20 protein-coding genes and 1 tRNA gene are annotated in these 22,406 nt (G+C 56.7%); 8 read left to right on the forward strand and 13 right to left on the reverse strand.

The window, feature by feature from the left end; genetic code table 11:
- Position 1: 1 nt before the first annotated feature.
- A complete protein-coding gene (gene yejF / locus AC0TN7_RS00780; RefSeq protein WP_463727105.1) occupies positions 2-1,591 on the forward strand; it encodes a microcin C ABC transporter ATP-binding protein YejF in 1,590 nt (529 codons plus the stop codon).
- A 3-nt stretch (positions 1,592-1,594) separates the two neighbouring features.
- Here yejF and AC0TN7_RS00785 read toward each other — a convergent pair whose 3' ends face one another.
- The 3 genes from AC0TN7_RS00785 to rsuA all read right to left on the reverse strand — a co-directional run bounded on the left by AC0TN7_RS00785 (position 1,595) and on the right by rsuA (position 4,138).
- Positions 1,595-1,939: a YejG family protein gene (locus AC0TN7_RS00785; RefSeq protein WP_024908185.1), complete on the reverse strand. Its 345-nt coding sequence runs from the start codon at positions 1,937-1,939 to the stop codon at positions 1,595-1,597.
- A 279-nt stretch (positions 1,940-2,218) separates the two neighbouring features.
- Positions 2,219-3,415: a Bcr/CflA family multidrug efflux MFS transporter gene (locus AC0TN7_RS00790; RefSeq protein ID WP_045402783.1), complete on the reverse strand. Its 1,197-nt coding sequence runs from the start codon at positions 3,413-3,415 to the stop codon at positions 2,219-2,221.
- Positions 3,416-3,430: 15 nt separating this feature from the next.
- Positions 3,431-4,138 carry a 16S rRNA pseudouridine(516) synthase RsuA gene (gene rsuA, locus AC0TN7_RS00795; protein ID WP_148768844.1) on the reverse strand — a complete coding sequence of 236 codons (708 nt, stop codon included), beginning with the start codon at positions 4,136-4,138 and terminating at the stop codon, positions 3,431-3,433.
- Positions 4,139-4,419: 281 nt separating this feature from the next.
- Between rsuA and radD the strand changes: the two genes are divergently transcribed.
- Together radD and rplY are read left to right on the forward strand one after the other, a co-directional pair.
- Positions 4,420-6,180, forward strand: a complete 1,761-nt coding sequence (gene radD, locus AC0TN7_RS00800; RefSeq protein WP_473701762.1) for a DNA repair helicase RadD — start codon at positions 4,420-4,422, stop codon at positions 6,178-6,180.
- A 125-nt stretch (positions 6,181-6,305) separates the two neighbouring features.
- A complete protein-coding gene (rplY, locus tag AC0TN7_RS00805; protein WP_008500956.1) occupies positions 6,306-6,590 on the forward strand; it encodes a 50S ribosomal protein L25 in 285 nt (94 codons plus the stop codon).
- Between the two features lie 50 nt (positions 6,591-6,640).
- Here rplY and yejK read toward each other — a convergent pair whose 3' ends face one another.
- The gene (yejK, locus tag AC0TN7_RS00810) at positions 6,641-7,648 is read right to left on the reverse strand and encodes a nucleoid-associated protein YejK (protein ID WP_008500957.1); all 1,008 of its coding nucleotides are present in this window, start codon (positions 7,646-7,648) and stop codon (positions 6,641-6,643) included.
- 134 nt (positions 7,649-7,782) lie between these two features.
- Between yejK and AC0TN7_RS00815 the strand changes: the two genes are divergently transcribed.
- The 3 genes from AC0TN7_RS00815 to AC0TN7_RS00825 all read left to right on the forward strand — a co-directional run bounded on the left by AC0TN7_RS00815 (position 7,783) and on the right by AC0TN7_RS00825 (position 9,939).
- Positions 7,783-8,010, forward strand: a complete 228-nt coding sequence (locus AC0TN7_RS00815; RefSeq protein ID WP_008500958.1) for a YejL family protein — start codon at positions 7,783-7,785, stop codon at positions 8,008-8,010.
- Positions 8,011-8,029: 19 nt separating this feature from the next.
- Complete coding sequence (yejM, locus tag AC0TN7_RS00820; protein ID WP_048991690.1) at positions 8,030-9,790, forward strand: LPS biosynthesis-modulating metalloenzyme YejM; 1,761 nt, start codon at positions 8,030-8,032, stop codon at positions 9,788-9,790.
- A gap of 72 nt (positions 9,791-9,862) precedes the next feature.
- Positions 9,863-9,939, forward strand: a tRNA-Pro gene (locus tag AC0TN7_RS00825).
- A gap of 38 nt (positions 9,940-9,977) precedes the next feature.
- Here the strand turns inward: AC0TN7_RS00825 and AC0TN7_RS00830 are convergent.
- Together AC0TN7_RS00830 and AC0TN7_RS00835 are read right to left on the reverse strand one after the other, a co-directional pair.
- On the reverse strand, positions 9,978-11,165 hold the full coding sequence (locus tag AC0TN7_RS00830; protein ID WP_473701763.1) for an MFS transporter: 1,188 nt from the start codon (positions 11,163-11,165) through the stop codon (positions 9,978-9,980).
- Positions 11,166-11,290: 125 nt separating this feature from the next.
- Positions 11,291-11,551 carry a DUF2534 family protein gene (locus AC0TN7_RS00835; RefSeq protein ID WP_008500962.1) on the reverse strand — a complete coding sequence of 87 codons (261 nt, stop codon included), beginning with the start codon at positions 11,549-11,551 and terminating at the stop codon, positions 11,291-11,293.
- A 209-nt stretch (positions 11,552-11,760) separates the two neighbouring features.
- Here AC0TN7_RS00835 and eco point away from each other — a divergent pair, with 209 nt between their 5' ends.
- Entirely contained in the window at positions 11,761-12,264 is a 504-nt protein-coding gene (eco, locus tag AC0TN7_RS00840) for a serine protease inhibitor ecotin (RefSeq protein WP_048991686.1), read from the forward strand.
- An 89-nt stretch (positions 12,265-12,353) separates the two neighbouring features.
- On the opposite strand, the gene mqo is transcribed toward eco, so the two are convergent.
- A complete protein-coding gene (gene mqo / locus AC0TN7_RS00845; protein ID WP_126786710.1) occupies positions 12,354-14,003 on the reverse strand; it encodes a malate dehydrogenase (quinone) in 1,650 nt (549 codons plus the stop codon).
- A 187-nt stretch (positions 14,004-14,190) separates the two neighbouring features.
- On the opposite strand from mqo, the gene AC0TN7_RS00850 reads away from it, so the two are divergent.
- Entirely contained in the window at positions 14,191-15,480 is a 1,290-nt protein-coding gene (locus tag AC0TN7_RS00850) for a SulP family inorganic anion transporter (protein WP_267216888.1), read from the forward strand.
- Here the strand turns inward: AC0TN7_RS00850 and mgtE are convergent.
- The 6 genes from mgtE to AC0TN7_RS00880 all read right to left on the reverse strand — a co-directional run.
- Positions 15,443-16,879: a magnesium transporter gene (mgtE, locus tag AC0TN7_RS00855; RefSeq protein WP_021241530.1), complete on the reverse strand. Its 1,437-nt coding sequence runs from the start codon at positions 16,877-16,879 to the stop codon at positions 15,443-15,445. The two genes, AC0TN7_RS00850 and mgtE, sit on opposite strands and share 38 nt — an antisense overlap.
- Positions 16,880-17,027: 148 nt before the next feature.
- Positions 17,028-18,671, reverse strand: coding sequence for a multidrug ABC transporter permease/ATP-binding protein (locus tag AC0TN7_RS00860; protein ID WP_090420248.1), 1,644 nt, complete (start codon positions 18,669-18,671; stop codon positions 17,028-17,030).
- A gap of 69 nt (positions 18,672-18,740) precedes the next feature.
- Entirely contained in the window at positions 18,741-19,397 is a 657-nt protein-coding gene (gene alkB, locus AC0TN7_RS00865) for a DNA oxidative demethylase AlkB (protein ID WP_267216887.1), read from the reverse strand.
- Positions 19,397-20,455, reverse strand: a complete 1,059-nt coding sequence (gene ada, locus AC0TN7_RS00870) for a bifunctional DNA-binding transcriptional regulator/O6-methylguanine-DNA methyltransferase Ada (RefSeq protein ID WP_473701764.1) — start codon at positions 20,453-20,455, stop codon at positions 19,397-19,399. Before ada ends, alkB begins: the two co-directional genes overlap by 1 nt.
- A 72-nt stretch (positions 20,456-20,527) precedes the next feature.
- On the reverse strand, positions 20,528-21,583 hold the full coding sequence (apbE, locus tag AC0TN7_RS00875) for an FAD:protein FMN transferase ApbE (RefSeq protein ID WP_032646590.1): 1,056 nt from the start codon (positions 21,581-21,583) through the stop codon (positions 20,528-20,530).
- A gap of 114 nt (positions 21,584-21,697) precedes the next feature.
- Positions 21,698-22,406 (reverse strand): porin (locus AC0TN7_RS00880; RefSeq protein WP_473701765.1); only part of this gene is annotated, 709 nt, incomplete at its 5' end.

The following is a 22,406-nucleotide window of genomic DNA, read 5'->3' on the forward strand; positions in this document are numbered from 1 at the left end:
AATGACCCAGCCTCTTCTGAGTATTGATAACCTGTCGATTGCTTTTTCAACGCAGGGCGAGACGCGCACCGTGGTTACCGACCTGTCGCTGCAGATCCAGCCCGGGGAAACGCTGGCCCTGGTGGGCGAGTCGGGTTCTGGCAAGAGCGTTTCGGCGCTCTCCATCCTGCGGCTGCTGCCTTCTCCGCCGGTGAGCTATCCGCAAGGGGATATTCTGTTTCACGGCCGTTCGCTGCTGCACGCCGATGAACAGACCCTGCGCGGCATTCGCGGCAACAAAATCGCTATGATCTTCCAGGAGCCGATGGTTTCCCTCAACCCGCTGCACAGCCTGGAGAAACAGCTCTATGAAGTGCTCTCCCTGCACCGGGGGATGCGCAAAGAGGCCGCACGCGGAGAAATTCTGGACTGTCTGGAGCGAACAGGCATACGCAACGCGGCCAAACGGCTGAATGATTTTCCGCACCAGCTCTCCGGCGGCGAACGCCAGCGCGTGATGATCGCCATGGCCCTGCTCACGCGCCCCGAACTGTTGATTGCCGACGAGCCCACAACGGCGCTGGACGTAACGGTACAGGCGCAAATACTGACGCTGCTGCGGGAACTGCGTGACGAGCTGAACATGAGCCTGCTGTTTATTACGCATAACCTGAGCATTGTGAGAAAGCTGGCCGACAGCGTCGCGGTGATGCAAAACGGACGCTGTGTTGAACAGAATACCGCGTCAACGCTGCTGAGCGCGCCGCAGCACCCCTATACGCAGCGCCTGCTTGACAGCGAACCCTCCGGCGACCCGGTTCCTCTCACGGCTGACAGCACACCGCTGCTGCGCGTTGAGGATCTGTCCGTCTCGTTCCCGATCCGCAAAGGTATTCTGCGGCGCATTGTCGATCGGAACCCGGTATTGAAAAACATCCGCTTCTCGCTGAGCCCGGGAGAATCCCTGGGGCTGGTGGGCGAATCCGGCTCGGGTAAAAGCACCACCGGTCTGGCGCTGCTGCGCCTGATCGCCTCCCAGGGCGAGATCCTCTTTGACGATATGCCGCTGCACCGCTGGAACCGCCGTCAGATGCTGCCCGTGCGGCCCCGCATGCAGGTGGTGTTTCAGGATCCTAACTCCTCGCTTAACCCGCGGCTCAGCGTGTTACAGATTATCGAAGAGGGTCTGCGCGTCCATCAGCCCGGCCTGAGCGCGCAGCAGCGCGAGCAGGAGGTCATTCGGGTCATGGCCGAAGTGGGTCTAGATCCCGAGATGCGCCACCGCTACCCTGCGGAATTTTCCGGTGGGCAGCGCCAGCGTATCGCCATTGCCCGCGCGCTGATTCTGAAACCGGAGCTGATTATTCTGGATGAACCGACGTCGTCGCTGGACAGAACCGTTCAGGCGCAGATCCTGGCCCTGCTGAAAGGGCTGCAGGAAAAGCACCGGCTGGCCTATATCTTTATCAGCCACGATCTACAGGTGGTGCGGGCGCTATGTCATCAGGTGATAGTGTTGCGACAGGGAGAAGTGGTCGAACAGGGTGAGTGCCAGCGCGTATTTAGCGCGCCAACGCAGCGCTACACGCGCCAGCTGTTGTCGGCAGACTAGCGGTCAGAACGGGTACTGGCCGGAGAAAGGTTCAGCAATGGCAACGCCAAAATTCTTCAGACGGCAGGTGGCGGCAAACTCGTCCTGGCTTTTCACAAACAGGCACGGCTCACCTTCGCATTCCAGGACGGAGCTGTCCACTTCAATATCCGTCAGGGCCTGACTGAGACGCTCCATCACCCGCCATGCATTTTCGTCGCTCGGGCTCAACAGCTTGAGTGCCACCAGACAATTTTCGGAGCCCGCGACGTTTTGCGGAATCGGTTCAACTTTCGAACCTGCAAAACCCGCCGACCAGCGATAGCTCTGGGGCAAGCGATGGACAATGGAGAGTTGTAATGTATTCACGTTCGTTCCCCGGAAGCAAAATTTACTTCACAATTTATTTACATTTATAGTAACACATCATCGCCAGCCTGCACTATTCAGCGCTTTTTTATCCGTTTCCAGGCTCGCGTCGGCGCTATATGTACCCGTTTCTGCGATCTAACTCAACCTTTTTGAATACAATGATGTGACTTTTTACACAAATAGATTTTACATAAAATAAACAAACACGGAATAAACGAACGAGGGTTTGGTTGATATGCATCAACAAAAAAGGCCCTGCCGGGCCTTCTCTGTGTTTTAGTGGGCCGCTTTTCGCGGTCGACTGGCGTAAAGATAGAAGAGTATCGAGCTGGTTGCGCAAAAAGCCATCGCCCACAGCATGGGCCATGCCGTCGTAAAGGTGGCCATCGAAAGCAACGCGCCAACGATAGCACCGATGCCGAAGCGGAACGTCCCTGCCAGAGATGATGCGGTCCCCGCCATGTGCGGGAACTCATCCAGGATCACCGCCATCGCATTGGATGACACCATCGACACGCAGCCGACAAAAGCCGCCACGCCGACCACCAGCGCCCAGAAGCCCACGCCCAGAAACGCGCTCACCACCAGCCAGATCGCCATAACAAACTGTATCCACAGCCCGGCGCGGAACATGTTCAGCGCCCCCACCCGCCGGACAAAGCGGCTGTTGATGATGGTCATGATGAACAGGAAGACGATGTTAAGGGCAAAGTAATAGCCGAAGTGCTGCGGGGAAACGTGGTTCAGCTCGATGTAGACAAACGGCCCGGCGCTCAGGAATGAGAACATCCCGGCGAAGCTGAACCCGCTTGCCAGCATATAGCTGAGCACGCGCTTGTGGCGAAACAGCGAGGCAAAGTTGCCGATGGTGGTTCGGATGTGGAATTTCTGCCGGCGCTCGACGGGAAGCGTTTCATCAATAAAGAAGAAAATCATCGCGGAGGCCAGCAGCGCGGCCAGGGCCAGGATCCAGAAAATCACATGCCAGCTAAACCACACCAGCACCGCACCACCGGCCATGGGTGCCACCAGCGGCGCAATCGTCGTCACCAGCATCACGAACGACATCATGCGGGAGAACTCTTCCTTCGGGTAGATATCGCGCATCAGGGCGTTAATCACCACGCTTGCCGCTGCCGCCGCCAGACCGTGGAAGAAGCGCATGACAATCAGATGATCGATGGTCTGCGCCAGCGCACAGGCAACCGCAGCGGCCGCAAAGACCAGCGTCCCGCCCAGAATGACGGGCTTGCGTCCAAGGCTGTCCGCCATCGGGCCATAAAACAGCTGGCCGAGGGCAAAGCCGAGAATATAGGTGCTGAGCGTCATCTGCGCGCTGCCCGCCGGGACGCCAAACTGTGCAGAAATCACCGGCAGCGCAGGCAGGTACATATCAATAGACAGCGGCATCAGCATGGCCAGCAGGCCAAGAATGAAGACGATTTTGAACGACGAGTGTGGCCTGGTGGTCACAGAGTTCTCCTGAAATTAGTGCGAAGGCAGACCGACGCTGGCGATCTCTTCTTCCGTTAACGGGCGATATTCGCCTGGCGCCAGCTCGGGATCGAGTTCGATCGCACCAATCCGCTCACGATGCAGGCCAACAACGTGGTTCCCCACCGCGGCAAACATACGTTTCACCTGATGGTAGCGCCCCTCGCTGATGGTCAGGCGGACCTCCGTCGGGGTGATGACTTCGAGCACCGCCGGTTTGGTCAGATCTTTTTCATTATGCAGCTGAACGCCTTTCGCGAAGTGCTCTGCCGTGTCATCCGACACCGGCGACTCCAGCGTCACGAGGTAGGTTTTCTCGCAGTGGTGTCGTGGAGAGGTGATGCGGTGCGACCACTGCCCGTCGTCGGTCATCAGCACCAGACCGGTGGTGTCGATGTCGAGGCGGCCTGCGGCATGCAGCTTGTGCGCCACCGGTTCGTCGAGGAAATAGAGCACCGTCGGGTGATCCGGATCGTCCGTTGAGCAGACGTAGCCTTCCGGCTTATTGAGCATGAAGTAGCGCGGACCATGCTGCTGGGTCAGCGGATTGCCGTCATACTCCACCTGATGGTCAGGTTGCAGTTTGAAGGCGCTGTCTCTCACAATGTTGCCATCCACGGTAACGCGGCTGGCGCGAATTTCGCGCCCGGCAATAGCGCGGCTTACGCCGAGTTGCTGAGCGATAAACTTATCAAGTCGCATGAAATCTTTTTAGCCTTAATGGTGCAGGAAGTCGGACAACAGGTCCGAAAAAAGAAGCAGTCTGGAACGGTTCAGTATAATGGTCTGGTTGCGCCACTCAAGGGAAAAAGTTTCGTGGCATACTATCTATACCCTAAATAATTCGAGTTGCATGAAGGCGGCAAAGGAGTGAATCCCCGGGAGCTTACATAAGTAAGTGACCGGGGTGAACGAGTGCAGCCAACGCACAGGCAACTTGAAGTATGACGGGTATATGTGCGGAATAACGAAACCGAGACCCCATGACTTTTACACTTCGTCCCTATCAGCAGGAAGCCGTTGACGCCACCCTCGCCTGGTTCCGTAAACATCGCGAGCCGGCGGCGATTGTGCTCCCGACCGGCGCAGGCAAAAGCCTGGTCATTGCCGAGCTGGCGCGTCTGGCCCGCGGTCGCGTGCTGGTACTGGCGCACGTTAAAGAGCTCGTCGCGCAAAACCATGCCAAGTATTGTGCACTTGGGCTGGAAGCCGACATTTTCGCCGCCGGGCTAAAGCGTAAAGAGAGCCACGGCAAAGTGGTGTTTGGCAGCGTGCAGTCGGTGGCCCGCAATCTGGATCTGTTTCGCAGCGAATTTTCGCTGCTGATTGTCGACGAATGTCACCGCATCAGCGATGACGACGACAGCCAGTATCAGCAAATCCTGTCACACCTGAAAGCGGTGAACCCTCACCTGCGCCTGCTGGGCCTGACGGCGACCCCGTTTCGCCTGGGGAAAGGCTGGATCTATCGCTACCATTATCACGGCATGGTGCGCGGCGATGACAAGGCCCTGTTTAGCGACTGCATTTACGAGCTTCCGCTGCGCTACATGATTAAACATGGCTACCTGACGCCGCCTGAACGGCTGGATATGCCGGTGGTGCAGTACGACTTCAGCCGCCTGCAGGCGCAAAGCAACGGGTTATTCAGCGAAGCGGATCTTAACCAGGAGCTGAAAAAGCAAAAGCGCATTACGCCGCACATCATCAGCCAAATAGAGGAGTTTGCGCAGACGCGCAAAGGGGTGATGATCTTTGCCGCCACCGTTGAGCACGCGCGGGAAATCACCGGGTTACTGCCTTCCGGCGACGCGGCGCTCATCACCGGCGAGACGCCCGGCCCGGAGCGCGACAGCCTGATTGACGCGTTTAAAGCCCAGCGGTTCCGCTATCTGGTTAACGTGTCGGTATTGACCACCGGCTTTGACGCACCGCACGTCGACCTGATCGCCATTTTGCGCCCGACCGAATCGGTGAGTCTGTATCAACAAATTGTTGGCCGCGGCCTGCGCCTGGCCCCCGGGAAAACCGACTGCCTGATTCTGGATTATGCAGGTAACCCGCACGATCTCTATACGCCTGAAGTCGGCGCGCCAAAAGGGAAAAGCGACAACGTGCCCGTGCAGGTCTTTTGCCCTGCCTGTGGGTTTGCCAACACTTTCTGGGGCAAAACCACCGCCGACGGCACGCTGATCGAACATTTTGGCCGCCGCTGTCAGGGCTGGTTTGAAGATGATGACGGGCATCGCGAGCAGTGCGATTTTCGTTTCCGCTTTAAAAACTGCCCGCAGTGCAACGCCGAAAACGACATTGCCGCTCGCCGCTGTCGGGAATGTGACACGGTGCTGGTTGACCCGGACGACATGCTGAAAGCAGCATTAAAGCTGAAAGATGCGCTGGTACTGCGCTGTTCCGGCATGGCGTTGCAGCCCGGCGCCGATGAAAAAGGCGAATGGCTGAAAATCACCTATTACGACGAAGACGGGGCGGACGTCAGCGAGCGCTTCCGGCTTCAGACGCCTGCCCAGCGAACGGCCTTCGAACAGCTGTTTATCCGCCCGCACACCCGCACCCCGGGCGTGCCCCTGCGCTGGATCACCGTGGCCGATATCGTGCGCCAGCAGGTGCTGTTGCGCCATCCGGATTTTGTGGTCGCCCGTAAGAAAGGCCAGTTCTGGCAGGTGCGCGAGAAACTCTTTGACTACGAAGGTCGCTTCCGTCGCGCCAACGAATTGCGCGGTTAGCGGGACTTTTCATTGATGTGAGGGGCATTTGAGTATAAAATGCCGCCCGCTTCACATCCGTGAGGCAGAACACTCACCTGCTGCTGGGTCGCCTGTAGTAGGGTTTTAAATACAGAGAGAAATCAATGTTTACTATCGAAGCAGAAGTACGTAACGTGCAGGGTAAGGGTGCGAGCCGCCGCCTGCGTACCGCTAACAAGTTCCCGGCTATCGTTTACGGTGGCGAAGCTGCTCCAGTTGCAATCGAACTGGATCACGACAAACTGTGGAACCTGCAGACCAAAGCTGAATTCTACAGCGAAGTTCTGACCATCGTTGTTGGCGGTAAAGAAGAAAAAGTGAAAGTTCAGGCTGTTCAGCGTCACGCGTTCAAGCCAAAACTGACTCACATCGACTTCGTTCGCGCGTAATCGCAAACCTGTCGAAAAAAACCCCGCTTCTGCGGGGTTTTTTGTGCCTGCTATTTACCGCCCGAGGTGCGGCGCTGAAGCTGATCGCGCAGATTCGGCGGCGTACCCTTAATGGTCAGCGTATCGGTGGCCGGATCCCAGAAGATACGTTCCCCCAGCAGCATCGCATCAAAGTTGATGGTTAACCCGCCGCCGCTGCCGGCAAACTTGGTTAACTGGCGCAGCGTGCTGCGATCCGCCGGGAAGCTCTCTTCAAGCTCATAGCCCTTTTCTGCGGTAAATTCCTGGAAGCTGACTTCGCTGACGCCTGCCAGCTCTTTTGACAGCGACTCCAGCTCAATCTCTTCCCCTGCCTGCAGCTGTTCGTTGCAGTAGCTGTAAACCTGCTGGCGCACCGTCTGGCGCTCGGATTTATCGAGCTGCGCTTCTGCTGTGAAATCGTCAACCGCCTGGAGCAGCCCTTTGTTCTGCGCTTTGGCGTTAAGCCCTTCACTGGCACCGAGGAAGTCCATAAAGAAATCCGCCACTTTGCGGCCCACGCGCCCCTTCAGGAATGTCAGGTAGCGGGTCGATTCCGGGTTGGTTTCCCACTCGGTCAAATCAATACGCGCCACGATATCCGCATGGTTGATATCCAGATAATGCGTCGAGCTGATGTCCAGCTGCTCATTCACGCGCATGCTGCTTAAGTTATTCAGCACGGTAACCAGCAGATACTCGACCGCCAGGTAGCGGTAGTGGCAGAACAGCACGATCCCACCATCGGCGAACGGATATTTCGCCAGCTCGTCGCGCAGACGCCCGGTTGCCGCACGGCTAAACGCCAGGAAATCCTCTTCACCCTGGCGCTGCAGGCGCAGGCTATCGGCCAGTTCACTCTCTTCGCTGAACAGGCCATAGGCTTTATTTTTGGCGCTGTAGACGCGATGCAGCTCTGCCATCATCTCCACAACGGTCGCAGTGGGTTCCAGTAACGAATCGCGCAGCACCACTTCAAGGGTTTGCTCATCACGCTTGATAAGCTGGTGCAAGGCAATCTGGTTGATTTCCAGACTCATGATAAACTCTCCTTTTAGACCGGGCGGTATTCAACCACCACCAGGACATGTGTGCAACAACAGATAAAAAAGGGGAAAAAAAGCTGTTGCTACGGTAATATGTTGCCCTTTCATCAACAAACTGATTTTGATTTATGCCACAACATTCCCGCTACAGTGATGAACACGTTGAACAACTGCTCAGTGAGCTGGTCAACGTACTGGAAAAACATAAAACGCCGACCGATCTCTCCCTGATGGTTTTGGGAAATATGGTCACCAACCTGATTAACACCAGCGTTGCTCCGGCTCAGCGTCAGGCGATCGCAAAATCTTTCGCCCAGGCTTTACAGTCGTCCGTCAGCAACGACCCGGCCCATTAAGGGATACGAACAACAGTTTATGGTGACGAATCGTCAGCGCTACCGTGAAAAAGTCTCCCAGATGGTCAGCTGGGGGCACTGGTTTGCCCTGTTCAACATTCTGCTGGCGACGGTCATTGGCTGTCGTTATCTGTTTGTCGCAGACTGGCCAACAACGCTCACCGGGCGTATCTACTCCTGGATAAGCGTTGTCGGTCACTTTAGCTTTTTGGTTTTCGCCACCTATCTGCTGATCCTGTTCCCCTTGACGTTTATCGTCATGTCGCAGCGTCTGATGCGATTCTTGTCCGCCATCCTTGCGACGGTGGGGATGACGCTGCTGCTTATCGACAGTGAAGTGTTCACCCGCTTCCACCTGCATCTCAACCCCATCGTCTGGGAACTGGTGATTAACCCCGACCAGAACGAAACGGCCCGTGACTGGCAGCTGATGTTTATCAGCGTCCCGGTGATCCTGTTGATTGAGATGCTGTTTGCCACCTGGAGCTGGCAAAAACTGCGTAGCCTGACCCGGCGACGCCATTACGCGAAGCCCGTCGCCGCGCTCTTCTTCGTCTCCTTTATCAGTTCGCACATCATGTATATCTGGGCGGATGCGAACTTCTATCGTCCTATTACCATGCAGCGCGCGAACCTGCCGCTCTCATATCCGATGACGGCCCGTCGCTTCCTCGAAAAACACGGCCTGCTTGATGCGCAGGAATATCAGCGCCGTCTTATCGAGCAGGGTAACCCGGAAGCTGTCAGCGTGCAGTATCCTCTGAGCGACCTGAACTACCGCGATATGGGACGAGGCCAAAACGTCCTGCTTATCACAGTCGATGGACTGAACTATTCCCGTTACGAGAAGCAGATGCCTGCGCTGGCCAATTTCGCGAGTCAAAACGTCTCGTTTACTCAACATATGAGCTCCGGTAACACAACCGACGCGGGCATCTTTGGCCTCTTCTATGGCATTTCAGCTGGCTATATGGACGGCGTACTGTCTACCCGCACACCTGCGGCGCTGATCACCGGGCTGAATCAGCAGGGCTATCAGTTAGGGTTGTTCTCATCCGATGGCTTTAACAGCCCGCTCTACCGCCAGGCGCTGCTGTCTGATTTCTCACTGCCGACGGCACAAAATCAGTCTGATGCACAGACCGCCAGCCAATGGATAAACTGGCTGCAGCGCTACGCCCAGGAAGATAACCGCTGGTTCTCATGGGTTGCCTTTAACGGCACAACGCTTGCAAACAGCAATAAGAGTGATTTTGCGCGCCGCTACGGCCGCGCGGCGGGTGATGTTGATGCGCAGATTGGTCGCGTGCTTGACGCGCTACGTGAGTCCGGCAAGCTTGATAACACCGTGGTGATCGTGACCGCAGGCCATGGCGTCCCGTTAGGTGACGAGACGAAGAGTATGAGCTGGTCACGCCCGAACCTGCAGGTTCCGCTGGTGATCCACTGGCCGGGCACCCCGGCGCAGCGCATCAATATGCTTACCGAGCATAAAGATGTGATGACCACCCTGATGCAACGCCTGCTGCACGTCAGCACGCCAGCAAACGAGTATTCGCAGGGCCAGGATCTCTTCAGCGCCGCGCGCCGCCATAACTGGGTCACGGCTGCGGGTAATAATACGCTGGTGGTGACTACGCCGAAGCTGACGCTGGTGCTGAACAACAACGGGAATTATCAGACGTATAACCTGCAGGGTGAACGACTGAAAGACCAGAAGCCGCAGCTGAGCCTGCTGCTGCAGGTTCTGACGGATGAGAAGCGCTTCATCGCTAACTGATTAATAATAAACCAGTTAGCGACGGATTCCCTTGCATTCAAAACGGAATCGAGTAGTATTCTTTTCATGCGTCGGCACGTAGCGCAGCCTGGTAGCGCACCGTCATGGGGTGTCGGGGGTCGGAGGTTCAAATCCTCTCGTGCCGACCAAAATCACATTGAAAACCAGCCTCTTATGGCTGGTTTTTTTATTTCGCCTCGTCCGGGGTTTTGCGCAGGTACACCAGCGTAACCAAACAAATCACCTCTCCGGCATAGAACGTATATTCTGCGCCAAACGTCTCCCAGATGGCTCCTGCCCCCAGGCTGGCGACTAACAATCCCACGCCGCTGACCAGACTAAAAATGCCGTAGGCGGTACCGCGCAAATCCGCAGGCGCAGTTTTCGCAATCATTGCCGCCAGCAGCCCCTGCGTCATCCCCATATGCACTCCCCAAAGCGCAACGCCCAGAAGCATTCCAGCCCAGTGGGTGCTCAGCGCCAACACAACATCTGCTCCAATCAGCATCACCAGCCCCCACTGCAGTAATCGGGTGTGGCACATCCCGTCAGATAACTTGCCAAACGGATAGGCAGAGAGGAAATAGAGCAGATTCATGGCCACCATCACCAGCGGGATCAGCGCCAGCGGCACACCCGACTGCTGAGCGCGAAGCACAAGAAATGCTTCACTGAAACGTGCGAGCGTGAAGATGGCCCCCAGACCAATAACCCACCAGCAGCCTTTCCCGAGGCGCCTGAGGTTCTCTTTTTTGATAGGGTTCGTTCGTTTATGCTCGACAGGGGTTTTAGGCTCATGCAGGCCGAAGAAAAGCAGCGCCACGGCGAGCACGCCGGGGATCACCGCGATCCAGAAAATGGTACGAAAATCATCGTTCCACAGCAGCATTAAGCCTACGGCCAGCAACGGCCCGAGAAATGCGCCAATGGTGTCCATCGACTGACGCAAACCAAAGGCCGCGCCGCGGAGTTCCGGCGGCGTAACGTCAGCGACCAGCGCATCGCGCGGCGCTCCCCGGATCCCCTTCCCCACCCGGTCGATTAAGCGAGCCCCAAGGATCATGCCGGAGGAAGAGGCAATAGCAAACAGCGGTTTACTCAACGCGCCAAGACCGTAGCCCAGAACAGCCAGCCCTTTACGCTTGCCCAGATAGTCACTGATGGCGCCGGAAAACACCTTGATAAACAGCGCCGTGGCCTCAGCCAGGCCTTCAATCAAACCAATGAAAATCACGCTGGCTCCCAGCGTCGTAACCATAAACAACGGCAGCAGGCTATGAATGATCTCCGAAGAGATATCCATCAGCATACTGACGCCGCCCACAACCCAGACTCCTTTCGGGATCCGGCTGAGCGTTGCAAACCGGGATAACATTGCGCATCTCCTGCTTTATGTCGAACAGTCTTGTTCGAAACAGAATATCCTGGAAATGCGAATAAAAATCATCTGATATAAAAAAAGCCAGCCCGCAGGCTGGCTTCATTATCTGAGGTGAAGGCTTAGTGCTTCTCACGTCCGCCCAGGAAGAAAATGCCCAGCGGGATGGCCAGCAGAACGGTGAACACCAGACTGTAGACGAAGATCATCGCCGATTGCAGGACATACATGCTGGTTGTCCAGGCAGAGAGAGGAATGTTGTACTGTTCGATGACGCCAACAATGGTGGCCCGCCCCACGCATGCGGCAGCAATCATAAACACGACCAGCAGCGCCAGGAGGAACTTGCGGCCTTCAGGCGTTTTCAGTTTTGCTCGAACCATCTCTCTTCCCTTTTACAGATGAATAACATTATAGAGGATCTAAAATAACACAAACGCCTGCCGGACTCCACGCCAGGACAAACATCTACCTAAATGGCAAATATGTGGTTTATTACGCTATTGATATTGAAAATGTAAGTAAATAACACCAATCATTTATAGTTGATATGTTAACCTGTGCAGGATCGTTTTGACATAAAGGAATGACAATGAAAAACGCACCTAAATTTGCCATCGCACTCATCGCCGCCGCGTGTGTCAGCACCAGTGCTTTCGCCAGCGAAACACCTAAAGAGCAGCCGCTGGAAAAAGTCGCCCCGTATCCGAAAGCGGATAAAGGGATGAAGCGTCAGGTGATTCAGCTGCCGGCACAGCAGGATGAAGCGAATTTCAAAGTGGAACTGTTAATTGGCAAGACGCTGGAAGTGGACTGCAACCAGCATCGCCTGGGTGGTCAGCTGGAAAGCAAAACGCTGGAAGGCTGGGGTTACGACTACTACGTCTTTGATAAAGTCACCTCGCCGGTCTCCACCATGATGGCCTGCCCGGATGGCAAGAAAGAGAAGAAATTTGTGACGGCGTATCTGGGCGACAATAGCCTGCTGCGCTACAACAGCAAGTTGCCGATCGTGGTCTATACGCCTGAAAACGTGGAAGTGAAGTATCGCGTGTGGAAGGCAGAAGAGACTGTCGGACAAGCGGTAGTACGTTAAAAGTCGGGTGGCAGCTTCGCCTAACCCGACCTACAAAACAACACCGAACATAGGCCGGGTAGGCGTCAGCGCCACCCGGCTTTTTTACCTTACAGCGCGATATCCGCAACCGGTTTGTTTTCCGGCTGAGGCTTCAGCTCCGCTTTTGGCGCAGCATCCGCAGCCTGCGGTTTGATGTACTGCAGCTGCAGTACGCGGCTGGTGTATTCCAGCTCCTGCTCCGTCGCGCTCACGTTGCCGTTCAGCTTCGTGCCATAGGATGGAATAATGGTTTTCAGCTTCGCCTGCCATTCCGGGCTGGCGACTTTATCTTTAAACACTTTTTCCATCAGGTGCAGCATGATTGGCGCAGCGGTAGACGCACCCGGTGACGCACCCAGCAGCGCGGCGATGGTGCCATCCTTATCGCTTACCACTTCGGTACCCAGACGCAGCACGCCACCCTCTTTCGGATCGCGCTTGATGATCTGTACGCGCTGACCCGCCTGCCACAGACGCCAGTCTTCTTTCTTCGCCTGCGGATAGTACTCTTTCAGCGCCTCGAAACGATCGTCGTCAGAGAGCATCACCTGGCTAATCAGGTATTTCACCAGGTCGAAGTTATCCAGACCCACGTCCATCATCGGCTTGACGTTAGAGGTGGTGGTTGCGCTGAGCAGGTCCCACAGAGAACCGTTTTTCAGGAACTTCGTGGAGAAGGTCGCGAACGGCCCAAACAGCACCACGCGTTTGCCGTCAAGCATACGGGTGTCGATGTGCGGAACAGACATTGGCGGCGCGCCCACGGAAGCCTGACCGTACACTTTTGCCAGATGACGGTTCACCACTTCCGGGTTATCGGACACCAGGAACTGACCGCCCACCGGGAAGCCCGCGTAGTCGTCCGCTTCCGGAATACCGGACTCCTGCAGCAGCTTCAGCGCCGCGCCGCCCGCACCGATAAAGACAAACTTCGCCCTGATGACGTGTTCAGCTTCATTGTTTTTCAGATCGGCAACGGTCACGCTCCAGCTGTTATCCGCGTTGCGCTTGAAACCGCGCACTTCGGTGCTGAGCTGCAGGTTGAAGTTCTCTTTTTTCTTCAGAGACGTCACCAGCTGACGGGTAATTTCACCGTAGTTAACGTCGGTACCAATTTCGGTACGGGTCGCCGCCACTTTCTGGTTCGGGTCACGACCTTCCATGACCAGCGGAGCCCACTCTTTAATCTGCGCGTGGTCTTCAGAGTATTTCATCCCGCGGAACAGCGTGCTCTGCTGCAGAGCGGCGTAGCGCGCGCGCAGGAAGTTGACGTTCTGCTCACCCCACACAAAGCTCATGTGCGGTACGGTGTTGATGAAGGAGTGCGGGTCGTGCATCACGCCGCTGTTGACCTGATGAGACCAGAACTGGCGAGAAACCTGGAATGCTTCGTTGATCTCTACCGCCTTCTCGATACTAATGGAACCGTCCTTTTTCTGCGGCGTATAGTTCAGTTCCATGAGTGCCGAATGGCCGGTACCGGCGTTGTTCCAGCCGTTCGAACTCTCCTGCGCCACGCCGTCAAGGCGCTCGACCATGGTCATTGACCAGTCCGGCTGCAGTTCTTGCAGATAGGTTCCCAGCGTGGCGCTCATGATACCGCCACCAATTAAAAGGACGTCCGTTTCCTGCTCTTTTGGTGCGTCAGCTTTCGCCGCCATAGAGACGGTGTTAAGCCCCACGGCCAGAGAAAAGAGCATGGCAGTCATTTTTTTCATAATTTATGCCTTAGTGTAAAAGTGCTTGATGCGTGGAAATTGCAGGTGAAAAAAGCTGCGGGGGCACGGTAACAACTTTTAAATATTGTTTAAAGGTTACGAAATTATTGTAATTGTGAAATTTAATGATGGATTGTTTGTGAGGAATTATCGATGCGTCTGGTAAAGCGCGGTTTTACTGGCTAGTATGTTGCGTTTTGTGATCGCGCGCACGGAAGCCTGCCCTAACCAGCGAACTGTTATGTCCTTACCCCATTCTGCTGTATCCCCCGAAGACCGCGTAGCCAACGTACTGCGTTCCCCTAAGCAGCTGACGCGTGAAACGCTGGCGGGCGTGATTACCGCCCTGGCGCTGATCCCCGAGGTCATCTCATTTTCCGTGGTGGCGGGCGTTGACCCGAAGGTCAGCCTGATCGCCTCCGTGGTGCTGTGTCTTGCCCTGTCCGTGCTGGGCGGTCGCCCGGCGATGGTCACGGCAGCGGCCGGTTCCGTAGCGCTGGTTATTGGGCCCATGGTGCATCAGCACGGCGTACAGTACATTCTTCCCGCCGTGCTGATGGCAGGCGTGATTCAGATTCTGTTTGGCGTGCTGGGCATGGCAAGGCTGATGCGCTTTATTCCCCAGTCGGTCATGACCGGGTTTGTTAACGCCCTGGGCATTTTGATCTTCTTCGCTCAGGTGCCGCATTTCTGGAGCCGAAGCCCGCTGGTTGTGGGCCTGTTCGTGCTGACGCTGCTGATCGTGCTGTGGGTGCCGCGCTATCTCAAAAGCATCCCTTCCCCGCTGATTGCGATTGTTGTGCTTACCGTGTTCACCGTTTCAACCGGTCAAATCCTGCCGACCGTGGGCGATGAAGGCTCCATGAGCGGCGGTTTACCGGGTCTTACCGAACTTCTGGTCCCCCTCAATGCACAGACGCTGAGCATTATCTGGCCGTGCGCGTTGAGCATCGCCTTTGTCGGCCTGCTGGAATCCCTGCTGACGGCAAAGCTGGTGGATGAGCTGACCGCGACACCGTCAAGTAAACGCCGCGAAAGCATTGGATTAGGCGTCGGCAATATTCTGGCCGGATTTTATGGCGGTATTGCGGGCTGCGCGATGATTGGGCAAACCATCGTTAACGTGGAGATGGGAAAAGGCCGAAGCCGCATTTCAACCCTTGCAGCGGGCATTGTGCTGCTGATCCTGGTCACGGCACTCAGCGACGTGATGGCCAACATCCCGATGGCGGTGCTGGCGGGCATTATGGCGATCGTCGCCGTCAAAACCTTCAGCTGGCACAGTCTTCAGCCCGCCACGCTGAAAACGGCCCCGATTGCAGAAACGGTCGTCATGCTGGTCACCGTTGCCGCCACGGTATCAACCGGCAATCTGGCGATTGGCGTGCTGGGCGGGATTATCGTTATGGCGCTACTCCCCGCCCGCATTAAGCGTCGGCTTAAAGAAGAAAAATCGTCGCCAGCCCAAGAAAAATAAAGAAACCGCCGGTATCGGTGATGGCGGTGATCATCACGCTCGACCCCACCGCGGGGTCGCGCCCCAGTTTGGTCATCGTCAGCGGGATAATGACCCCCATCATTGATGCCACCAGCAAATTTAGCACCATCGCCAGCATCATCACCCCACCCAGCGCCATATCGTCATACAGCCACCAGGTAATGCCGCCCATAATACCGCCCCACACCAGGCCGTTGATCAGCGCCACGCCCATCTCTCTGAAGATCAGAAAGGCGAAGTTACCGGGCTGAATATTTTCCAGCGCCAGCGCGCGGACGATCATGGTGATGGTCTGGTTTCCGGTGTTGCCGCCTATTCCGGCCACAATCGGCATCAGCGAGGCCAGCGCCACCAGCTGCGAAATGGTGTGTTCAAAACCGTCAATCACCCGGGAGGCGATAAAGGCGGTACACAGGTTAATGGCCAGCCACGCCCAGCGGGTTTTCACCGCCTTGCCGACGGAGGCATGGACGTCATCTTCGGCGCTGATCCCCCCGAGCGCACGCAGATCGTTGTCGGTTTCTTCGTAGACCACATCAACGATCTCATCGATGGTCAGACGCCCCATCAGTTTGCCGACGGAGTCCACAACGGCGGCACTCACCAGGTCATCACGTTCGAAGGTACGCGCCGCTTTCTCCGCATCGTCTTCCGGGGAGAAGACCATTGGCTCGTTTTCCATCACCTCGCTCACCTTCCGCTGGGTGCTGTTGAGCAGGATGGTTTTCAGTTCCAGCTCGCCGAGCAGGGTTTTATCCCGGGAGGTGACAAACAGTTTATCGGTGTTGTCCGGCATTTTGCCCAGGCGACGCAGGTAGCGCTGCACGGTACCGAGCGTCACGTCCGGGCGCACCGTGATAACGCCGAACTCCATGATCGCGCCGACGCTGTTTTTCTCGTAGTGCATAACCTGACGCACGCGCGCGCGTTCATCGGCAGGCAGTGACGCCAGCAGGCGGCCGGTCAGGTTGCGCGGCAGGTGCTGAACGAGGTAAATCTGCTCGTCGATATCCAGGGTTTGCAGAGCGTCAAGAATATCCCGGTCGCTCATCTCGTCGATCAGGTCGTCCCAGACGTTTTCAGAGGCCTCAAGCAGCACCTGCCCGCGCTCATGATCCTGCACCAGACGCCACAGGGCGTGACGTTCTTCCGAGGGAAGCGCTTCCAGGGTATCCGCCAGATCCGGTGGGGGTAAATGAGCAACCAGCGCACCTACCTCAGCAATATCGTCGGCCAGGGTGCCGACATCATATTGCTCAGCCAGGGTCAGTTTGCCTAATAGCGTAGAGGTGACCGCTTTATCGGTCGTGAGAAGCCAGATGAGTCGCGCGCGCTCCTGGTCACGCTGTCTGGCGCTGTTTTTCTTTAATACCGACATCAATCATAAATCCATTAAATGAGTTGGGGTTAAGCATAGCGCGGGGATATGTAAATAAGAATAAACAACGGGGCGGGATGGAGAAAAAAGCGGCATTACGGCCACGATCTATCCCCTCTCCCTGTGGGAGAGGGTTTGGGTGAGGGCTTCAGGCCGTACGCGCCACTGCATCACGCGAGGCTGCATCGCGCTCTTCACCGGTCAGCTCGCTGAGCCTGCCGTCGCGCATCTCCAGCAGGCGGTCAGCATGAATGAAGTAGTGATCGTCGTGGCTGATGGCGAAAATGGTTTTGCCCATCTCCTGCATCAGCGGCAGCAGCACCTGATAAAACTCGCGGCGGAAGTGCGGGTCCTGATCCGCCGCCCACTCATCCAGCAGAATGATGTCACGCTCTTCCGCCAGCGCCAGCAGCAGCGCCACGCGCTTTTTCTGCCCTTTGGAAAGCTTCAGATTGAGGATCTTCCCGTCCTGTAACTCCAGCTTGTGCGACATCTGCAGCTGCGCCAGCCATTTTTCCACCAGCGCAGGATTGGCCTGCTGCCCTTCCGGACCCAGCAGCCGATCGAACAGCCAGACGTCGGTGAACACCGCCGAGAAAAGCTTGCGGTAATCCTCGGGCTTCTCCGCGCTCAGCGCTCTGCCATCCAGTAAAATCTCGCCCGACTGCGGCTGATAAAGCCCGGTGAGCAACATCGCCAGCGTCGATTTACCGCTGCCGTTGCCGCCAATCAGAAACAGCAGCTCGCCGCGGCGGATCGTCAGGTTAACCGGCCCCACGGAGAAGGCGCTGTCCTGATAGCGGAAGGTGACGTTACGCAGCTCCAGCGTCTGCCAGTTCGGGAAGGCCTGCGGGCGCGGAAATTCGGCCTTAAACGGCGCGAGATCGAATTTTTTGAGCTTATTAAAGGCCACCTGCGCACTCAGCAAGGTAGGCAACGCGCCGACCGCCGAGAGCAGCGGCGTGCGCAAAAACAGCAGCGTCAGCGAGTAGGTTGCCGCGACGTTGGTGTCCGCCCAGCCCAGGCTGTTCGCCATCCAGAATACCAGGCCAATGGCACCCAGCATCATGATGTTTGACCAGTTCACCGCACTCAGGTGGAAGGTATCGGCGCGAATAATGTGATGACGATATTCGCGCGCGTCCGGGATATAGAGATGGTTAAAGATATACTCGGCGCGCTCGCGGTTCAGGGTGAGCTCTTTGCGCCCTTCCAGTACCGTCTGGTAATCGTTATAGAGCTTATCTTCGGTTTCACGCAGCACCGCCATGTGTTTGTAGACGCGCGACACCAGCACAAAGCCGCCCCAGATGGTAATGGCAATCCACAGCGCGGTCACCGCCAGCATTTTGCTGGAGAGCCAGGCGAGATAAGCGGCCGATCCAAAGGTCAGAATGATCCCCTGCACCAGCTCCGGCAGACGAACGAACGCGATGGTAATGGCGCGCACGTCACTGGTCAGCCCCGCCAGCAGGGAAGCGCTCCCGAGCTGCTCAACGCGCTCTATCTGGGTGTCCAGGATCCGCTTGATAAACTCACTGCGCAAACGGAAAACGAAATGGTGGCCGAGCGCGGTCAGCGCAAGCTGGGAACCGAGCGTAACCGCCATCAACAGGAGCAGCAGACCGAGAAACTCCGGCAATACGGAGAGCGAGGTGTCGACCATTTCAATCAACCGCACGTTAATAAACGCGATCAGGCCAATACCCAGCGCGGCGCTGGCAAGGCTTAACGCCATTACGGCAATGAAGGGCCAGCGATACTGACGCCAGACAAGGAGAAGTAGTTGCATGCAGGCAATCCGGACAATAAAAATCAGCCAGCAGTGTAAACTGCCAGGCGCGTACATCAAGAATAATTCTTATTTTTGTTTACGCATCCCCGCCTGACGGAAGGTCAGGTTATAACGGTACTCGCCCGTGAGGGGGTGGACCCCGGGTTTCAGCGGCTGAATGCCGTGATAATAAAGCCGAGATTCCCTGCCCCACACCACCACATCGCCATGTTCCAGCATGATGCGTTTGCGCGGATCGTTGCGGCGTAATCCCCCAAACTGGAAGACGGCGGGCAGACCTAACGATACCGAAACGATAGGCGCGCGCAGATCGGGCTCATCCTTGTCCTGATGCAGCGAGAGCTTCGCACCGACGGCGTAGCGGTTAATCAGACAGGCATCAGGGCGAAAATCCGGATAATCCGCCGCCACGGCAGCCTCGTGACAAAGTGCCTGAAAAACCGCAGGCATGGGAGGCCACGGCCGGTCGGTCGTGGGATCGCTTGGAGCATACACATACCCACGTTCGTTTGTCGCCCAGCCCAGTTCGCCGCAGTTGGCCATGGCCACCGACATGGTGTAGCCACCCGGCGTCACCATATGGCGAAACGGCGAAACCACCGTCACCTCGTCGATACCGGCAAGCAGCGCCGCCGCACGGGAGAGTGCAAAGCGGCGCAGGATCACCGCCCCCGGCGCAAGCGGCTCCTGCCAGGGTTCAGCATCCGCAAAAAGATCGAGCATTATCCCTCCCGGCGTTTCGCCTCATGTTTCAGTAATAGCGCTTTTCGCGCCGTCCCCCAGCGGTAGCCCGACAGCGCACCGTCGTTACGAACCACGCGATGACAGGGGATCACAATTGCGAGCGTGTTTGCCGCACAGGCGCCTGCTACGGCGCGTACCGCATTAGGTTGACCAATCGCCTGCGCCACCTGCTGGTAACTTGCCGTTTCGCCGCAGGGAATGTTGCGAAGGGCCTGCCAGACGCGCTGCTGAAACGCGGTTCCGCGAATATCCAGCGGCAGCGCAAGCGGTACGTCCCGGTTATCAATACTGGCAATCACCTGGTGGATCCGCTGCACAAAGGCGTCGTCCAGCGGCGCGTACGTTGCTTTTGGAAATTGCGTGGCAAGCTCTGCGGTGACTTCCGCATCGGTGTCACCCAGCAGAATCGCGCAGATCCCCCGCTCACTTTCTGCGACCAGACAGCGTCCTAACGAACAGTCATCGATGGCATACCGCACGGCCACCTCTCCTTTACGGTACTGCTTCGCCGTCATGCCCAGCGCATCGTCGGCTTTACGATAATAGCTGCTGCTGTCGGGAAACCCCGCCGCCAGCACGGCGTCGGTAATTTTGTCTCCCTGCGCAAGCGCGGCGCGCAGGCGTTGGCCCCGCGCCGCCTGCTGCCAGGCTTTTGGCGTCATGCCGGTCACGGCCTTAAACAGACGGTGGAAATGGAAAGGACTCATGGCAACCTTCTGCGCCAACCCCTCCAGGGTTAGCGCAGGATCCTGCTCCAGAAGACGGCAGGCCTGTTCCACTTTCGCCAGCTTCTGCGCCTGTGGATCGCGTTTGTCCGGCATGCAGCGCTTGCACGGACGAAAGCCGGCCTGTACGGCATGATGGGCATCAGGATAAAAGCGGACATTTTTACGCAGCGCGTGGCGGGCACGGCATGACGGGCGGCAGAAAATACCCGTGGTCTGCACGGCGAAGACAAACTGATCGTCAGCGATCGGATCGCGGGCCAGCACGGCCTGCCAGCGATCCTCATCGGTAATAAAGGTTGAGTTTCTCATTATCGGCTCCTCTTACAAGCATACATAGAGCGTGCCTGAGCGCCACTGATAAAAAACCCGCAACCTTGCTTTTTAATTTTTGTCGCTGACCAGGAAACTGTTGAACTGCGGCGAGCTCCAGGTTTTGAACCCGTCGCCCTCTTTGGTGATCATATAAACCGCCAGCCCTTCCTGACGAACCACCTCTTTGGCTTTTTCCGGGCCGAGAACCATTAATCCGGTATCCCAGGCATCCGCTTCCAGCGCGGTGGGGGCAATGACCGTCACCGAGACCAGGTTATGCGTGATGGGACGTCCGGTCTGCGGATCGATAACGTGCGAAATACGCTTCCCCTCAAGCTCGTAATAGTTACGGTAGCTGCCGGAGGTACTGATCCCATGTCCGTTGATATCCACTATCGCCTGCACGGCATTTTGCCGATCGGTCGGCTTTTGAATCGCTACGCGCCATGGCTTATCGCTGGCGTTCATCCCCCGGCTGACCAGCGCGCCGCCCACCGAGACCAGATAACGGGAAATTCCTTCCTGGGCCATCAGCGCAGCAAGATGATCCGCCGCATAGCCTTCCCCGACCGTCGACAGATCGACAAACAGATCGGGGATATCTTTTTGCAGGTACTGCTGACCGTACTGGTTGATCACGGTCAGATGCTGTAGCCCTGTCCTGGCGCGGGCGTCATCAATGGCCGCCTGTTCGGGCGTCTTCACCGGCTGTTTATTCGGGCCAAATCCCCAGAGGTTTACCAGCGGTCCGACGGTCACATCCATCGCCCCGTTGGTTTTGTAACCCACGCGCATTGCCTCGGTCACGATATCGGCCATCGCCTCGCTCACTGGCCACAGGGAGGTGCTGGTTGAGAGGTTAAAGCGCATCAGCGCGGAGTCATTTTTATAGGTCGACAACAGTTGATCGTCGGCGTCCAGCTGCGACTGGATTTTGCCGCGAAGTTCGTCTGTGCGTGTTTTATCGAGGTTCATCACGCTGACGCGCCAGAAGGTCCCCATCGTTTTGCCTTCGAGCACCGTCGCGGCGGGTGCGTCGGTTTTCGCCACGGGTGTGGGATCGTTACACGCGGTCAGGAAAAAAAGCATAGCCAGAAAGCTGGCGCGTAAAAAAGTCATGTCCATTCATTATTATCCTCATGCCAGGGCGGCAAGAGTACACCAAAACGGGTGAGTTGTGAGAATCAGAGAGGCACAAAAAAGGGGCCATCAGGCCCCTTACGTCACACGATGACGCGATTAGAACTGGTAAACCAGGCCCAGCGCGACGATATCGTCAGTACCGATACCCGCCTGACGGGTAAATTCATTTTCATCAACCAGGTTGATTTTGTAATCAACATAGGTGGACATGTTTTTGTTGAAGTAGTAAGTCGCACCCACATCAACATATTTCAGCAGATCCTGATCGCCGTAACCTTCGATGTCTTTGCCTTTAGACTGCAGGTAAGCCACGGATGGGCGCAGGCCGAAGTCGAACTGGTACTGAGCAACCACTTCGAAGTTCTGCGCTTTGTTAGCGAAGCCGTAAGCGGTAGTCGGGTTGCTGCCGTTAGAAGTACCGAAACGGGTTGCGTTGTAGGTCTGAGAGTACTGCGCTGCCAGATAGATGTTGTTGGCATCGTATTTCAGGCCACCAGAATAGACTTCTGCGTGATCGCCATTACCGTATACGCCAGCTGCATTCTGGTCGGCGGTACGTTTGGAGGAGGACATCGCACCACCCACGCTGAAGCCTTCGCCCAGGTTATAGGTCACGGATGCACCGTAGCCGTCGCCGTTCTGGTTCAGCAGGCTGCGACCGTTAGTGTTTTCACCCTCTACGCTGCCGTTTTTGCCCTGATACTGCAGAGCAAAGTTCAGGCCGTCCACCAGACCAAAGAAGTCCTGGTTACGGTAGGTCGCGACGCCGTTAGCACGTTGCTGCAGGAAGTTGTCAGCGCCGTAG

This window comes from Enterobacter sp. PL_is511 (genome assembly GCF_055816065.1).